This window comes from Chondromyces crocatus (assembly GCF_001189295.1).
GTDB lineage: Bacteria > Myxococcota_A > Polyangia > Polyangiales > Polyangiaceae > Chondromyces > Chondromyces crocatus.
This window is the reverse complement of the sequence record NZ_CP012159.1, coordinates 10005094-10020487: the sequence shown is the minus strand read 5'-3', so window position 1 is coordinate 10020487 and position 15394 is coordinate 10005094. Positions and strand designations below refer to the sequence as shown.

At 69.5% G+C, this 15394-nt stretch carries 12 protein-coding genes; 7 read left to right on the top strand and 5 right to left on the bottom strand.

Annotated elements, in window-relative coordinates:
* Positions 1–7: 7 nt before the first annotated feature.
* On the top strand, positions 8–964 hold the full coding sequence (locus CMC5_RS36235) for an XdhC family protein (protein ID WP_050434685.1): 957 nt from the start codon (positions 8–10) through the stop codon (positions 962–964).
* Positions 961–1590 (top strand): nucleotidyltransferase family protein, encoded by a 630-nt coding sequence (locus CMC5_RS36230; RefSeq protein WP_050434684.1) that lies wholly within the window; start codon positions 961–963, stop codon positions 1588–1590. Before CMC5_RS36235 ends, CMC5_RS36230 begins: the two co-directional genes overlap by 4 nt.
* Positions 1591–1619: 29 nt before the next feature.
* On the opposite strand, the gene CMC5_RS36225 is transcribed toward CMC5_RS36230, so the two are convergent.
* Positions 1620–2384, bottom strand: coding sequence for a hypothetical protein (locus CMC5_RS36225; RefSeq protein WP_050434683.1), 765 nt, complete (start codon positions 2382–2384; stop codon positions 1620–1622).
* A 624-nt stretch (positions 2385–3008) separates the two neighbouring features.
* Positions 3009–4460, bottom strand: coding sequence for a hypothetical protein (locus tag CMC5_RS36220; RefSeq protein ID WP_156339125.1), 1452 nt, complete (start codon positions 4458–4460; stop codon positions 3009–3011).
* 208 nt (positions 4461–4668) lie between these two features.
* Here CMC5_RS36220 and CMC5_RS36215 point away from each other — a divergent pair, with 208 nt between their 5' ends.
* From CMC5_RS36215 to CMC5_RS36205, 3 genes are read left to right on the top strand one after another with little or no spacing between them, the layout of a single operon-like run.
* On the top strand, positions 4669–6933 hold the full coding sequence (locus tag CMC5_RS36215; RefSeq protein ID WP_050434681.1) for a xanthine dehydrogenase family protein molybdopterin-binding subunit: 2265 nt from the start codon (positions 4669–4671) through the stop codon (positions 6931–6933).
* Complete coding sequence (locus CMC5_RS36210; RefSeq protein ID WP_050434680.1) at positions 6930–7430, top strand: (2Fe-2S)-binding protein; 501 nt, start codon at positions 6930–6932, stop codon at positions 7428–7430. The genes CMC5_RS36215 and CMC5_RS36210 overlap by 4 nt, the downstream gene beginning before the upstream one ends.
* Positions 7427–8323, top strand: coding sequence for an FAD binding domain-containing protein (locus CMC5_RS36205; protein WP_050434679.1), 897 nt, complete (start codon positions 7427–7429; stop codon positions 8321–8323). Before CMC5_RS36210 ends, CMC5_RS36205 begins: the two co-directional genes overlap by 4 nt.
* Positions 8324–8436: 113 nt before the next feature.
* Here CMC5_RS36205 and CMC5_RS36200 read toward each other — a convergent pair whose 3' ends face one another.
* Together CMC5_RS36200 and CMC5_RS36195 are read right to left on the bottom strand one after the other, a co-directional pair.
* Positions 8437–8820 carry a DUF533 domain-containing protein gene (locus CMC5_RS36200; RefSeq protein ID WP_050434678.1) on the bottom strand — a complete coding sequence of 128 codons (384 nt, stop codon included), beginning with the start codon at positions 8818–8820 and terminating at the stop codon, positions 8437–8439.
* A gap of 95 nt (positions 8821–8915) precedes the next feature.
* Entirely contained in the window at positions 8916–11630 is a 2715-nt protein-coding gene (locus CMC5_RS36195) for a hypothetical protein (RefSeq protein WP_050434677.1), read from the bottom strand.
* A gap of 202 nt (positions 11631–11832) precedes the next feature.
* On the opposite strand from CMC5_RS36195, the gene CMC5_RS36190 reads away from it, so the two are divergent.
* Positions 11833–13023, top strand: a complete 1191-nt coding sequence (locus CMC5_RS36190; protein ID WP_156339124.1) for an SUMF1/EgtB/PvdO family nonheme iron enzyme — start codon at positions 11833–11835, stop codon at positions 13021–13023.
* A 39-nt stretch (positions 13024–13062) separates the two neighbouring features.
* Here CMC5_RS36190 and CMC5_RS36185 read toward each other — a convergent pair whose 3' ends face one another.
* On the bottom strand, positions 13063–13842 hold the full coding sequence (locus CMC5_RS36185) for an enoyl-CoA hydratase/isomerase family protein (RefSeq protein ID WP_050436339.1): 780 nt from the start codon (positions 13840–13842) through the stop codon (positions 13063–13065).
* Between the two features lie 415 nt (positions 13843–14257).
* On the opposite strand from CMC5_RS36185, the gene CMC5_RS36180 reads away from it, so the two are divergent.
* Entirely contained in the window at positions 14258–15340 is a 1083-nt protein-coding gene (locus CMC5_RS36180; protein WP_156339123.1) for a DNRLRE domain-containing protein, read from the top strand.
* The last annotated feature ends 54 nt before the right edge of the window (positions 15341–15394 follow it).

Here is a 15394-nt window from a genome sequence, read left to right as displayed (position 1 = left end):
TTCACCTATGCCCGATCTGAGCCAGCTCATCCCGCGCACTGCCTTGCCGCACGAGGTCCTGCGCGTGGCCCTCGATGCGCTCGAGCGAGGACGGCGGGTCGTCCTTGCCTCGGTGGTGGCGCGTCATGGCTCGGCTCCCTCGACCCCTGGGCAGAAGCTCTGTCTCCTCGAAGATCTCACCGCGGTGGGCACCGTTGGTGGTGGCGCCGTGGAGAAGGCCGTCCTCTCCGCCATGGGACACGCCCTCGAGGACCCGACCAGTGCACCCCGGCTCGACACCTTCCGGCTCGGCGCCTCCCTCGGCATGTGCTGCGGCGGGTCCGTCGAGATTCTCATCGAGCCCATGCACCCGGCCGTCCACGTGCTCGTGGTGGGAGCGGGCCACGTCGGCACCTTCACGGCACCGCTCCTCGCAGCGCTCGGTTTCCGCGTCACCCTCTGCGACGCGCGCGAGTCGGCCGCGGATCTCTCACGCCTCGTCCCCCTGGCGGCCCCTCCTGCAGGCGCGAACCTCCCCCCGGGGTTGCGCGTCGACGAGCCGCGAGCCGCGCACGCCGTGCGTCTCGTTCATGCCGAGCACGATGATCCGGAGGTGGCCGCGCTCTTCCAGGGCGCTTTCGCCGAGGCGGCCGTGGTGGTGATGACCCACGACCACCAGCTCGACCAGGCAGCGGTCGAGTGGGCCATCCAGCGTGGCTTCGGCTTCGTGGGCGCGGTCGGTAGTCGCGCCAAGGCGGCTCGCACCCGTGCGCGCCTGGAGGCGAAGGGGATCAGCGAGACCGACATGGGCCGCGTGCGCATCCCCATCGGCATCGACATCGGAGCCCGCACCCCCGCCGAGATTGGCGTCTCCATCGCCGCCGAGCTCATCGCCTGGCGTGCTGGCCGTCAGCGCGCCCGCTGGTCCGCCGTCAACGAGGCCCTGGTCGAAGCCCCCGATCCCCACGCAGAGGTAGAAGCATGAGCCGTCCTGTCGCAATCCTTCTCGCAGCGGGCCGTGGAACGCGCATCGGGGGGCCCAAGGCGCTCCTCGCGTGGCCCGGTGCCACCAAGGGAGCTCCGGAGCGCCCCCTGGTCATCGCACACGCCGAGGCGCGGCTCGCTGCGGAGAGCGGGCGCGTCCTCATCGTCGCGCGCCAGCAGGTGATCACCACCTTGATCGGCTATGTGCGCCCCGGGCTCGACCTCCTGGTCTCCCACGCCGACGACGAGCTCGGCCCCGCAGGATCTCTCGCGGTCGCCGTCAGCCGTCTCGCCGATACCGACATCGCCATCGTCTCGCCAGTGGATGTCCCGCCGGCCAGCGCGGCCACCGTGTCCCGGCTCCTCGCGCGTCTCGAGCAGGGCGAGCCCCCGCCGCGTGCGGTGCGTCCGCGGCACGAGGGGCGCGGAGGACATCCGATCGTCATCCGCGTCGAAGCCCTCGCACGCTACCGAGAGCCGACGCCTCCGCCACTGCGTGACCACCTGCGCGAGCTGGGCGAAGGGGTGGTCGACGAGGACGTCGAAGACGCCAGCGTGCTCGCTGATCTCGACAAACCCGTCGACTTGCTTCGGCTGACGGGCGCCCCGCCTCGGTTCCTCGGCTGAAGCGGTGCCGTTCCAGGGGAAACGCCGCGCTAGCCCGGAGGGGGGACCTCGGAGCGCTTGAGGATACCGAACTGGGCGGGGGGCGCGGCGCGTCCCACCCGCTCGGTGGGCGGGATCGCCTCGACCGAACCCAGAGGCAGGGAGGGAGGTGGCTCCCCCCGCGGCTCGGGCTGCGTCTCCGGACCTGTATCGGCGCTGTTCGGCGTGCGCAGGTGAATGCGTTGAAATTGCCGCGACTTCGGACCGAGCGCCTCTCGGACGGCGCGCTTGAAGCGCAGGTAGCGTTCGAATGCTGGTCCGTACCCTGCCGCCCGCGCCTCCTGCGCCGCGGCGAGGCGCCAATCCGTGGAGGACGCCTCGTTCAGCACCTTCACCGTCCTCGCTGCGAGCTGTCCGAAGGTGCCCTGCGCCAGCTCGTCGGCCCAGGTCTCGCCCGCGTGATCATCGAGCGTGTCGATCATCTTCTCGATGGCGTCGAGCCGCTCCATGTCGCTCTGCTGCACCCGCAACGAATCGGGAAGCACCGACTCCGGCGCGAATGCGAGCACCCGAGCCCGGACCTCACGGTATGGCCGATCCAGGGTCAGCAGGGCCCCGGCGGGCTCACGTTGCTCCCTTCGGTACGAAGCTTCGCTCTTCTTGACTGCCTCGTGCGCGGCCAGGAAAGCCGTCGCCGCTTCGCGGAGCGCTCCCTCGTAGACCCGGACGACGCTCATTTTCATGCCCGGCTCGGAGGCGACCTCCTCGCAGCGCTCCAGCACCCGGGAAAACCGACTGTAATCGATGGATCCCATGGGAATACCTCCTTGACGAGGGGGTACCTGCCTCCATCGCGCTCGATGTGCAGGGCACGGTCCGGCGAGGCACCAGACAGAATCCGAGATTAGCCGAAAGTTAAAGGGGTGCCAGCCGAGAAAAATACGACGTATTCGTCGGTAATCCCCCTGAGCCACGCGTAAGCTCGACGCAGCGATCGGCGAGCGTCAGGGCGGTAATGCGGGGATAATGGCTCCTGGTGAGACGGTCGGATGGACTTCTACGGCGCTCTCGCGCCTTGGCGGACGGATCTCAGCGGCTGCTGTCGGATGCTCGATCCCTCGTGAACGAGTCGCGACGCCGGGTCGGTAGCTCTTCGGGCCTCGTTTCGAGCGCCCACGATGTCCTGAGTCGGTCGCGGGCGCTGCTCGAATGCACCGAGCGTATCGTGACGCATGCCAGCGATCTATTGAATGGCTCCAGGGAATTCCATGGCGACGCCGCGCTGCATTTCATTGAGTCGAGGGCAGATGACGCCGCGGGGCATCCGACCACCGGCACCACGGGTCGAGACATCCGCCCCGACCTGCATGCGCCTGCTTCGGACGCAGAAGGCCTTCAAGGAGGAGCAGGGGAATAGCCTCCCCAGACCAGGGTGAAGGTCAGGGGGAGAGGGACGGTTCGATGGACCGGAGCTTGGCCAGGAACAGCTCGTCGCCGGTGCCCTCCGGAAGCGCTCCCTGTCCGAGATCGAGATGGCCATCGAAGGTGCCAGCAATGACCACCTTGTCGCAGCGGTCCACCGCGATGGCCGTCACGGCTTGATCCCTGTCATTGCTTGGATGACACCATCCCCGGAGCGCCTCGCCGTTCGCACCGAAGACCGCCACGAAAGGGCTGTCCCTGGAGCCCGCATTCAGCGTGAAGGTGTCGTTCAAGGTGAGCTGTCCACGGAATCGTCCAGAGAGGTAGATGTTGCCCATTTCATCGAGGGCGACGGCATGGACGTACTGGTCGTTGGATTCACCGAGTCGCTTCGCCCAGAGGAGTTCTCCGCCGCTGGAGAGCTTGGCGAGGTAGATGTCCCACCCTCCCGACGCTTGCAGACGCATCCCATCAATGTCCACGGAATCGCGGAATTCGCCGGCGACGATGATGTCGTCGTTTCGGTCTACGGCGACGGCGCGGAGACCCTGGTCGTTGGGGCCATCGTGCAGCTCGGCCCAGGCCGTCTCTCCCGTCGATGTGAGCTTTACAAGGAACCCGGCGCGGTTGATCGCGGACAACGTCGTGTCCTGGGAGAAGGCGGTCGTCCCTTGCATCTCGCCTCCCGCGATGACGGCGCCCGTGCTGTCGATGGCAACGGCGAACCCTCGCTGATTGCTGCTGTCACCAAAGCTTCGTCCCCACCGGGCCTGGCCGACGCTGTCGAACAGGAGCACCACGGCATCCTCACCGCCGCCGAACGGGAGCGTCGAGACACCATCGCCTGGCGTGAATGCGGCCTTCATGACGCCCGCCATCGCCACCGCCCCACCCCGCGCCGCGATGGCACGGCCGGTGACGTCATTGTAGCCCTTGCTCCAGAGGTGTTCTCCGGCGGCATTCAGCTTCAGCACGAAGCCATTGTCGCGCCCACCATCGAGCACCGAGGTGCCCCCGCCAAAGTCGATGTTCACATCGGCCAGTCCGGTGACCACGATGTCTTCACCGTCGAGAGCGATGCTGTGGGCAGCTTCCCTCCCATTGTCGCTCGGATTGGCGGCTCCGAGCGGCTTTGCCCAGAGCGGAGCGCCTTCCGTGTCGAACTTCGCGATGAGAACGTCCCCTTCGGCGCCTGCTTCGAACGATCCCTCTGGCGTGGTGAGCGTGCCTCTGAAGGCGCTCGCCAAAATGATGTTCCCCGCCGCGTCCGTCACGAGTCCTGCCGGTTGCCGGGCGGCTCGGGTGCGCGCTACGCGCTGACTCCAGCCGAGTTCGTTGCACGTCGCTCCCGCGCCGTTGCCCCCGCTCCCCCCTTGACCGCCGGTGCCATCCCCGCTCCCCGCATGACCGCCTGTGCCAGCAAGCTCCTCCTCCATGCCAGGACCGCCGGCACCGGCGTTTCCTTCCATGAAGCGTCCCTCGGTCGAAAGCACACAAGCTCCCAGACCCGCGGTCGAGAGCGCCGCCACCGCCGCGATCCAAGAGAAACTGGGCCTGTGCTGGCGCATGAACATGATGGTCTGCCTCACCATGGAGACTGTCAATCCGACCTCGACGACGCGGCGTAAGCAGTCGACGCCCACACGCTCGCCAGGATATCGTCGCAGAGACTAGCCCATGGCGACGAGCCCCACCCCGACCCCCACCGTCGGCGTCAGTGTTCCCCGGACCGACGGCGCTGCAAAAGTCACAGGTGCTGCACGGTACGTCGATGATCTCCCCCCGATGCCGGGAGAGATCTTCGGTCGCACCATCCGCAGCACGCTTCCTCACGGCATCCTCCGTGGCATCCGTCTCGACCCCGACTTCGACTGGAGCGATGTCACCGTGGTCACGGCGGCCGACGTCCCGGTGAATGTCGTGTACGTCATCGCCGAAGACCAGCCGGTCCTCGCCGCCGACAAGATCCTCCATGCGTACGAGCCCGTCGCGCTGATCGCGTGCCCCGATCGCCTCAAGCTCGATCGCGCGGCCCGCGCCATCACCCTCGACGTCGAGCCGCTCCCCCCGGTTCTCGAGATCGCCGACGCGCTCGCGGCCAAGCAGGTGATCTGGGGCGAGGACAACGTCTTCAAGCGCTACCTCATCACCAAGGGCTGCGCCGAGCTTCCCGAGCGCGACGCCAGCGAGGCCGCCATCGACGCGGTCATCGAGGCCTGCGACGTCGTCGTCTCCGGCCACTACGACACCCACCACCAGGAGCAGCTCTACATCGAGCCGCAGGGCTTCGTGACCTGGTGGGACGACGATGGCGTCCACGTCACCGGCTCGCTCCAGTGTCCCTACTACATCCACAAGGTGCTGAAGCGCGCCCTCGATCTCGCGTCGGAGCGCGTCCACGTGACCCAGGCCGTCACAGGCGGCGGGTTCGGCGGCAAGGAAGAGTACCCCTCCATCATCGCCCTCCATGCCGCGCTGCTCGCGAAGAAGAGCGGCCGGCCCGTGCGGATGATCTACGACCGCACCGAGGACATCGAAGCGACCACCAAGCGCCACCCCGCGACGATCGAGATCACCAGCGGCTGTGACCGCGATGGCACGCTACGCGCCCTCAAGGCGCGCATCCGCATGGACGGCGGCGCCTACATGACCCTCACCCCCGTCGTCCTCTCGCGCGGCACGCTCCACGCCGCTGGCGCTTACCGCTGGCGAGACGTCTGGATCGACTCCGTCGCCGTCGCGACCAACACACCCCCGAACGGCGCCTTCCGTGGCTTCGGCGCGCCCCAGACCATCTGGGCCATCGAGCGGCACATGGATCGCATCGCGCGCGCCCTGGGTGTCGACCCCGTGGCGCTCCGCGCGCAGAACCTCCTTCATTCCGGCGACACGACGGCCACGGGCCAGACGCTCGGGCTCTCCGTCGGCGGCGCCGCTTGCCTCGAAGCCGCCCTGGCCGAGAGTGGCTACAAGGAGAAGCGCGCCGCAGGGCCTGTGCGCCAGGGCCGCACCGCGCGAGGCATCGGCGCGGCCGTCTTCATGCATGGCGCGGGCTTCACCGGCTCCGGAGAGCGCATGCTCAAGGGCAAGGTCGCCATCGACCTTCTGCCGGGCGGCAAGCTCCAGATCCGCACCGGCTCCACCGACATCGGTCAAGGCACCGAGACCGTGTTCCGCCAGATCGCTGCCGACGCCGCGGGCATCGCGCTCGACCATGTCGACTTCGCCGTTCCGAGCACCACGGTCGTCCCCGACTCCGGGCCCACCGTCGCCTCGCGCACGGTCATGGTCGTCGGCTCCATCGTCGAGTCCGCGTCCCGCGAGGTCGCCGCACGCGTCACCGCCGAACAGGCCGCCGCTGGGGGGACGTTCGCCGAGGCGGGCGACAGGCTGCTCGCTCGGGGCGAAGCGGTGGGCTGCCTCAAGCAGTACGAGCCCCCCGCCTTCGTGCAGTGGGACGACACCACCTACAAAGGTGACGCTTATCCCTGCTTCGCCTGGGCCTGCGACATCGCCGAGGTCGAGGTCGACCTCGACACCTTCGAGGTCTCCGTCACCAACTTCTGGTCGGCCACCGACGTCGGCAAGGCCATCCACCCCGTGATGTGCAAAGGCCAGATCGAAGGCGGCACCCTGCAAGCCATCGGCTGGGCCCTCTGCGAAGAGGTCGTCTGGAAGGATGGCCTCATCAAGAACCCCCGCATGACGAACTACATCATCCCCACCTCTCTCGACGCGCCTCCCTTTCACACCCTGCTCGTGGAAGAGCCCTGGCCTTACGGACCAGGCGGTGGCGCCAAGGGCATCGGCGAGCTGCCGATGGATGGTGGCGCTCCGGCCCTCGCCGCGGCCATCGAGCACGCCGTCGGCCTCATCGCCGACAGCCTGCCCATGACCCCAGAGCGACTCCACCGCATCGCCGCGCTCCAGGGGACGCCATGAAGATCTCCCTCTCCGTCAACGGCACGCGGCGCGAGATCGAGTCCCCGCCGCTCGCGCGTTTGCTCGACGCCCTCCGCCACCAGCTCGGCCTCACCGGCACCAAGGAAGGCTGCGCCGAAGGCGAGTGCGGCGCTTGCACCGTCCTCCTCGACGGCGAGCCGGTCAACGCCTGTCTCGTCGCCGTGGGCCAGTGTGAAGGCCGCGAGATCACCACGGTGGAAGGGCTCGGCGCTGCGGAGCACCTCAGCCCGCTCCAGCGTTGCTTCGTCGATCACGGCGGAGCGCAGTGCGGCATCTGCACCCCTGGCGTGCTCATCTCCGCCGAGCACCTCCTCCGCCGCGATCCCGACCCCAGCGAGGCCGCCATCCGTGAGGCCCTCGCTGGCAACCTCTGCCGGTGTACCGGCTACCAGCGCATCGTCGAGAGCGTGCGCATCGCCGCGGTGCTTCGACGCGAAGCGGCAGACGCCTCCCAGGGCGTCAAGGGGGCCTCGTGAGCGTCTCGGATCTCCGCCTCTTCGAGATGCGGCGTCCAGCCGAGCTCGCCGACGTCTGTGCGCTCGTCGCCGAGCGTGTCGCGCGTGGCGAGGCCACCATCCTGCTCGCCGGTGGGACCGACTGGCTCGTCGAACAGGAGACGCGCCCCGCGCGCCGTGATGGTGAAGTATCCCCGCTCGTCGTCGACGTCTCTCGGCTCCCTGCACTCCGGGGCATCACGTTCGACGGCGACCGCCTGCGCATCGGCGCCGCGGCGACCTACCTCGACCTGCGTCGACACCCCCAGGTCGTGACGCGCGCACCCTTGCTCGAGCGGATGAGCCGCGACATCGGCGCCCTCCAGATCCAGGCCCGAGGCACCCTGGGCGGCAACCTCGCCACCGCCTCTCCGGCCGCTGACGGCGTCACCGCGCTCGCAGCGTACGACGCCACCCTCGTCGTCCGCAGCGTCCGCGGCGAGCGCCGCATCCCCTTCGCGGAGCTCCAGACCGCCTACAAGCGCTCCACGCGCGCGGCCGACGAGGTCATCGTCGCCATCGAGATCGACCTCCCGCCCGAGGGATCTCCCTGGATCTGGCGCAAGGTCGGCACCCGCCGCGCTCAGTCCATCTCCAAGGTCGCCCTGGCCGGCGTCGCGGCGCTCGACGGCGATCGCCTCGTCCGCCTCGGCCTCGGCATGGCCTCCGTCGCCCCCGTCACGGCGCTTCTGCCCAGCGTCCGCGCCCTCGCACTCTCGCGACCGTTGAAGGAAATCCAGGGATCGGAGGTCGATGCTGCCGTCGACGCCGACGTCTCCCCCATCGCTGACGTCCGCTCCACCCGGGAGTACCGCATCCACTGCGCGAGGATGGTCGTCCGCGGCTTCCTGCGCGACCTGGGCGCTCCGACCTGACCTGAGAAAGCGCAGCGCGGAGGGACACGCATCACCCGTGCCCCTCCGAGCTTCCCACCCACCCAGCGCACCGTGCCGGACCCGGAGGCAGGCGGAGCCCCCGGCCGCACGCCTCAGAGCATGGTCATGTGCGCCTGCGCGCGTGCCTCGGCCCCTTCACGGATCTGCCGCGCCTCCTCCTCGGGGATCTCCAGGTGCTGCCACAGCGCGTCGAGGAACTTCTTCTCCGACTCGTGCTGCACCTTGTCGACGAAGGTCAGGTAGACCGCGTGCTGCAACAGCAACCGACGATCCGCAGGCGAGAGATCGCCGAGCGGGATGTCATCGATCGACTTCTGCTCGGCCGCGTACTCGCGGATGAACCGAGCCTCCGTGTCGTTCGCCTCGAACGCGGAGATGAGTGCCTCCACCATTTCTCGCTCGGTGTCGTGGAACTCGCCATCCGCCCAGGCGACGCTCACCAGGGACTTCACGATCGCCAGGTCCTGCGTCTTCATGGAGGGGAGTGTCCTCGGTCCGAGGGGCGAGCGTCAATCGCTCTCGCTCGGGACCGCGCCAGCGGGCCTGCGGCGCGCTCCCCGCAGCCCAGCGGTCACGGAGACGCCGCCGTGGCGGAGTCGACGAGAACGTCGAGGAGCCCTGGCCGGACCAGGAACGCCAGCCCGGCGCCGACCAGCATCAGGGCCAGGAGCGCCCGCCAGAGGGACCGCTTGGGCCGCGTCGTCGAAGCCAGCACCGCCGTCGGCACGAGCGGGGACGGAGGCGCGAGCGAGGCCGTCTCATGGGGGACCTCCTCGACCGAGAGATCCTGCCCCGCAGCGCTCCTCCGGGCCGGCTCGACGAGCGTGAACCCTGCGAGCGGGGGCGGTGTCGCCGTGAGATCGAGCCCTGCGAGCGCCTTCAGCGTGCGCGCCGCGGTGCGACGCATCGGGTCCTCGTCGCCTCGACCGAAGTGCGCGAGCAGCTCGTCGGCCCGCGTGGGCGTTTCGGGCGCCACCGGGCTCCGGTCGGCCGACGCGACCGCAACCTGGAGGAGCGCAGCCGTCGGTGTCAGCACCGGCTCTGGTCCCGTCCCCATCTCCTCGCTGGTGCCGGCGTCGAAGCGTGAGCCTCTCTGGAGGTCCTCCCGGTCGTAGGCTTCGGACACCTCCACGTCGCCGGGGACGCAGGTCACCGCCTCGTGGGTTTCGTGCGCCATCGCCTCATGGGCTTCGTGCGCCATCGCCTCGCGTGCGCCCGCCTCGTTCCGCGCGTACTCCCCGTCCAGCGTGGGCAGTGTCCCTCGCGAAGTGTCCGTCTCGGCTCCCTGCGCTCGACTGGACACCGCCTGCGGGTCGTCGCTCGGCGAGGTCGGGAGGGTCGCCGAGCAGGGAGCTGGTGTCGGCTCGGCCATCGCGGGGGCGGGCGTGGCCTGCCTCGCCTGGCCTGTCGTCACCGGCGCCGGCGTGACGCTGCGCGCCTCTGTGACCGTCATCGGAGCGGGCGTCACCCCTCCTGTCGGGATGACCGTGAGCGAGCCGGGGGACGGCGTGACGACGTCGGGAAGGGGCGTGAGTCGAGCTGGCGGTTCGAAGGCGGTGACAACGTCGAGGAAGGTGGGAGCGGCCGGCTCCTCCTCGGCGCGGACACCGATCTCCACCCAGGGCATTCCCAGCGCCGTGGGCGTCGGTTCGGGCGTCACCTGCGGCGCGTCGCGACCCACGAGGCCCGACGACGGCAACGGCGTCGCCTCGATGCGCATGCGAGGCATCACCTCCAGGGGCCGCACGACCGAGCCGAGAAATGGCGTCAGCTCCTCTCGTCCGGGCTCTGCACTCTCGGGCGCAGGCGTCATGACGGCCGGCCGCGGCGCAGGTGTCCCCTGGATCCACGGAACGGCTGACTGCGCTGCATCGAGCGCTGCCGACGCCGGGACGGCGGACGGTTCCGGTTCTACCCAGACATCTTCCGGAGCTGCCTCGAACGCAAAGGGAGCCATCTCGACCGAGTCCGTGGCGATCTCGACCACGGAGGGCGCGGCGTCGGTGAGGGCGGGAGGTTCCTCCAGGGCCTCGAACAGAGCCGCCTCGTCCGCGAGACCGACCTGCTCAGCCCCCAGCTCGACGTCGAGAACCGACACGTCGTGCTCGGGCTCCGTGTCGGGCGCCGAAGAACGCTGCTCGAAGGCTGACGTCGTCGCCGCGGAGACCTCGTCCGTAAAGACGGGGATCACCTGTGACGGAAGCTCCGTCGGGATCTCGTCTTCGACCGAGTGCTTCAGGACGACTGGCGATGCCGTCTCCTCGCTGGATGCCGCCTCTCCCACCCTCGTGGGGACCACGACGGCAGCTTCCGCGGGCAGTTCGGTCGGTACGTCGTCCTCGGGACCTGCCTTCCACGACGCCGGTTGTACGAGCGTCGGCACCAGCCGAGGCGACGGCTGTGGGATGACAGAAGCTCCTTGAACGTCGAGGGGCGGAATCTCGGCCGCGGCGGGCGCCTCCTGGAAAGTGACAGGCGCGGCGGGGACGGCAGCAGGAGGGGCCTGGAACGCGACGGGCGCGACGGGTGCCGCAGCAGGAGGGGCCTGGAACGCGACGGGCGCGGCGGGGACGGCTGCAGGAGCGGTCTGGAACGCGACGGGTGCCGCAGCAGGAGGGGCCTGGAATACGACGGGCGCGACGGGCGCTGCATCAGGCGCTCCTTGAGGCGCAGCGGCCTGGAGCGAGAGCGCCGCCACGACCGCTGCCTCACCCACCGCCACCCCACCGCCGACGGCCTGCTGAGCCGGCATCGGCGCAACCAGCACCTGCACAGCCGGCTGTACGGCCGACGGCACCTGGGCCACCGGGGCAACGGGCCGCATGGTGCGGAGCGCGCGCTGGAGTCGACCCGACTCACGGGCGCGGGCGGTCTCGCGGGCGAGCCTGGCCAGGGACCGCCGTGCGGCGCTGCGGTTCACCGGGATCAACGCGGCTTCCAGCTCCTCGACCACCGCGTCGGCGCCACGCTCCGACTCCTGCCGAGGCCGCGCCGCGACGCCGAGGCCGGCCATCGTCATCCCCGACGACACGGCGAGCAACCGCGCCAGCACGCCCCTCAGCGCGCGTGCCGACTCCGGCCCGGCAACCGGCGAACCTCGCCGCGCCATGGTCACCGTCCCCTCGGTGGTCAGCAGCACCCCCGCGTCCTCGATCGAGAGCGGGAGCCTGGAGGTCGCATCCGCGATGGCCAGAGTCAGGTAGCCCGCCGTCTCTGGCACCAGCGAGGCGCAGCGCCCCGCAGCGGCGGCCAGGACTTCCTCCAAGGTGACGCAGGCGTCGGTCATGTGCCGCCTCGCACGGTGGGCCTCGAAGGAATGCGCTTCGCAAGCATGCTCCGCTCGGAGCTAGCGCGGGTCTCGCACCCGGGCCAAGTCCTCTGCAACGCGACCTCGGGAGGCGGCCTGCTGCCGGACGGACGCCGCGTGGCGCTGCCCTTGACGCCCCCGTCGACCCCGCTCCATGGTGCCCTCGCCCCCCTCGTATCCCATGCACTTGCCTCGGTTTTTTCCTCGCGCCGTCCCTGCTCTCGCCTCGCTCGTCGCCCTCGCCCTCGCGGGCTGCCGCGAGGCCCCTGGTGACGCTGGCACCCCTGACGCTCCAGGAGCCGCCAGCGCCTCGCTCGCCTCGGTCCTGGGAGGGTCCTCACCGTCGACGGTGCCTGCGAGCAGCGCCACCCCTCCCGCGTCCTCGGCCGTCGCCGATCCGGGGACGGACGCTGCCGCCGCCGCCACGCCACCTCCCCCTCTTCCCGAAGAAGAGCTCTACCCGACCACCCTGGAGGCCCAGCGCGAGGCCCTCTACCGACGCATGACCGCCGTCCTGCGGCTCGACGACCAGAAGCTCTCCGCGGTGCGCGCCATCTTCGCGCGCTCCAAGGTCCTCGGGCAGGGCAACCCGGCGCTCGCGAAGTACGCCATGACCCGACGCGAGTGCCGTGAAGCCCGCGAACGCGCCGGCGTCGTCGACGCCGACAAACCCGTGTGCGGCGCCCCGAACATGGTCCCTCTCTACGATCCTGCCGCGGGCCAGACCGAAGCCGACGCCCGCGCTTGCATCGACCGCTACGAGTTCCCCAACATCCCCTGCGAGCACCCCGTCGTGTGGGCGACGGCCCGCGAGGCCGCCGAGCTGTGCACCGCCGTGGGCAAGCGCCTCTGTGACGCGCACGAGTGGGAAGGCGGCTGTGCCGGCGCGCTCCACGCCCCCGAAGACGAGTACGCCTTCGGCAAGGAGCGCAAGATCTCGCGCCATCGCCACAACGACAAGCGCGAGATCACCTGGGCTTATGGCTCCGAGAAGAACCACGCTCGCTGCGCGACGGCCAGCCGGAAGACCAAGGGCTGCACCTCGGGAGGCTGGCGCCGCTGCGGCACCAACGCCTACCCGTCAGGCGCGTTCCCGGGCTGCGTGAGCCCCCTCGGCGTCTACGATCAGCACGGCAACGTCGCCGAGCACATGAACCTCCCCACCCGCCCCCAGGAGCTGACCAGCGCCGGCGGCATGGGCTACACAGAGATGAAGGGGAGCTGGTTCATCTTCTCCGGCTTCGAGGCGCACCCCGACGACTGCCGCTGGCGCGCCCCGGACTGGCACGCCACCAAGATCAAGGACCACAACAGCCACGGGAACTACCACCTGGGCTTCCGCTGCTGCGCGTCCGTGACCTCTTCCGAATGAGCGTGGCGCAGGCGGAGCGCACCCCGACGGCGGCGACGTTCAGACCCCCGAGAACGACGGCTTCCGCTTCTCGACGACCGCGCGCAGCCCCTCTTCGAGATCGGCGCTCCCGTAGCTGACGGCCTGCTCGTGGGCCTCCTGATCCAGCGCGGCGAGCAGCGCAGCCCGGTCGACCCCGAGCTCCATCTTGAGGGCGCGCACGGCGAGCGGCGCATTCCCGGCGATCTGCGCCGCCAGCGCCTGGGCCCGCGGCAGCACCTCTGCGCCTGGCAGGGCCTCCAGGGCCATGCCCCAGGCCACCGCGTCGCGCCCGCCGAACCGGCGCCCGGTGAGCAGCAGCTCTGCTGCGCGCTGAGGGCCGACGCGCCGCGGTACCAGGTACGTCGCACCCATCCCCGGGTGCAGGCCGAGCTGCACGAAATTGAGGCCGAGCTTGGCTTCCTCGTCGATGACCAGCAGATCGCTCGCCAGAGCGACACAGAGGCCGGCGCCGATGGCGGGCCCACGGATGGCCGCGATGACCGGGACCTGCAGCTCGGTGATGGACAGATAGCGCTGGTAGAAGCCCATCATGAAAGCGCGCGCCTCGGCGAAGCTGGACTTGCGCAGCCGCTCCAGCATCCCCAGGTCGCCACCGGCCGAGAACGCGTCGCCGGCGCCCGTGAGCACGACGGCGCGCAGGTCCGGGTCTCGCTTCAGCTCCAGCACGCGTGCGGCGAGAGCGTCGCCGAGCTCGGGCGTCATCGCATTCTTGCGCCGCGCGTCATCGAGCACGACGGTGACCACCGCGCCTTCTCGCTCCAGGTGAACCTCGGGCATGTCGTTCAGGCTTCCTTTCCTCGTTCCGATCGTGGGGGTCGGGCTCGGCGCGGACTCTACACGACCTGGCCCCCTCGGTCCGAACTCGAACGGTGTGCTGGAATCATGATCGCTCCGCCTCTCCCGATTGCGACGGAGCCCCGCGAGCATGATCATCGCTATCGTGGTGCGTGCGCGCTCACGGCCCGATCGCGGCATGTTACGCCCCCATTGTCCTGGACTCCCCAGCCGCGCGCGCGTTACCTTTTTCGGTTTGATCGTCGAAGCGATTTCGATGATGTCTTGAGTGCGGAATGGCGCCCGGCCAATGTCCTGTACTTTGTCGGCCCTGGTGGGGTACTCATTCGGTTCAACTCATTGCGACTTTCAATTGAGCGCAATGCGGCAATCGAATCCTTGAAGAGGGAGACGGGCGATGTCGATCCGGATGCTTCGTTTCGCGGCCGGTGCTTGTGTATCCATGGCGATGGTCGGGGGCGTGGGGTGTGTGGGGGACACGGAAGAGGGGTTGGAAGACGAGAAGGAGCTGGTGGCGACCGACGATCAAGCGCTCTCCACAGACGGACAAGTTTGCATTCAGGTGCAGCAAGGCGTCTCGGGGAGCGTACAGGACGCGACGCTCTGGCAATCCGCGCCGACCTGGAACGATGGCGTCAATGAGCGTGTCAGCACGGGGACGTCGGTTGCCGGGGGGTACAGCCGCTCGCTGCTGCGCTTCGATCTGAGCGGGGTTCCTGCCGGTGCGACGGTGACGTCGGCCGATCTCACGCTCCACCAGCTCTTCAAGAACGGCGCGAGCGCGACGGTGGACGTGCTCCGCGTGACCGGCGCCTGGTCGGACTCCACGGTGACCTGGAACAACTTTGGCGGCGCCATCGATGGAAGCCCCGTGGCGAGCTTCACCGCGGTGGGCGGGGGTGGCAGCGGCAGCAGGACGGTCGACGTCCGCGCTTTGGCGCAGGACTGGGTGAGCGGGACGGTGTCGAACTACGGCGTCGCGATCGATGCGCCCTCGGACAGCTCGCGCTCGGAGTTCCGCAGCAGCGAGAACCTGACGACCAGCGAGCGGCCGCTGCTCGCGCTCTGTTACACGACCTGCGACGACGGCGTGCAGAATGGCGAGGAGACCGGCATCGATTGCGGTGGCTCTCAGTGCGAGCCCTGCAACGGCCAGAGCGGCGGCTCGTTCTCGTATTCCGCCTCGAATACCAGCTCGGCCACCGTGAACACGGTGAATCACGCCGTCACGATCGCGGCAGGTCAGACGATCAACGTCGGGACGTGCAGCGTGCCCGGCGCGTCGGTATCGAGCGGCGACACGTTCCTCCGGCTGTACGATGGCAATGGGATCGCGGTCGCCGGCAATGACGACGCTTGTGGCCTCGCATCGTACTTCTCGTACACGGTGCCCCCGGGCGCTGGCGGCTCGTTCGTGATCCGGGCTGGCTGCTACTCCCAGGGGAGCTGCGGCGGCACGGTGGCCTACACCGTCCAGTGAGCCGTCCCGGTCGCCCTGGCTCTGGAGAGCCGGGCGAACGTCTCCCGATGGCGA

Coding starts and splice junctions, on each gene's coding strand:
- CMC5_RS36195 (WP_050434677.1), bottom strand. CDS start 11,630: ATGACCGACGCCTGCGTCACCTTGGAGGAAGTCCTGGCCGCCGCTGCG.
- CMC5_RS36225 (WP_050434683.1), bottom strand. CDS start 2,384: ATGGGATCCATCGATTACAGTCGGTTTTCCCGGGTGCTGGAGCGCTGC.
- CMC5_RS36180 (WP_156339123.1), top strand. CDS start 14,258: ATGTCGATCCGGATGCTTCGTTTCGCGGCCGGTGCTTGTGTATCCATG.
- CMC5_RS36185 (WP_050436339.1), bottom strand. CDS start 13,842: ATGCCCGAGGTTCACCTGGAGCGAGAAGGCGCGGTGGTCACCGTCGTG.
- CMC5_RS36235 (WP_050434685.1), top strand. CDS start 8: ATGCCCGATCTGAGCCAGCTCATCCCGCGCACTGCCTTGCCGCACGAG.
- CMC5_RS36230 (WP_050434684.1), top strand. CDS start 961: ATGAGCCGTCCTGTCGCAATCCTTCTCGCAGCGGGCCGTGGAACGCGC.
- CMC5_RS36220 (WP_156339125.1), bottom strand. CDS start 4,460: ATGGAAGGAAACGCCGGTGCCGGCGGTCCTGGCATGGAGGAGGAGCTT.
- CMC5_RS36200 (WP_050434678.1), bottom strand. CDS start 8,820: ATGAAGACGCAGGACCTGGCGATCGTGAAGTCCCTGGTGAGCGTCGCC.
- CMC5_RS36190 (WP_156339124.1), top strand. CDS start 11,833: ATGCACTTGCCTCGGTTTTTTCCTCGCGCCGTCCCTGCTCTCGCCTCG.
- CMC5_RS36215 (WP_050434681.1), top strand. CDS start 4,669: ATGGCGACGAGCCCCACCCCGACCCCCACCGTCGGCGTCAGTGTTCCC.
- CMC5_RS36210 (WP_050434680.1), top strand. CDS start 6,930: ATGAAGATCTCCCTCTCCGTCAACGGCACGCGGCGCGAGATCGAGTCC.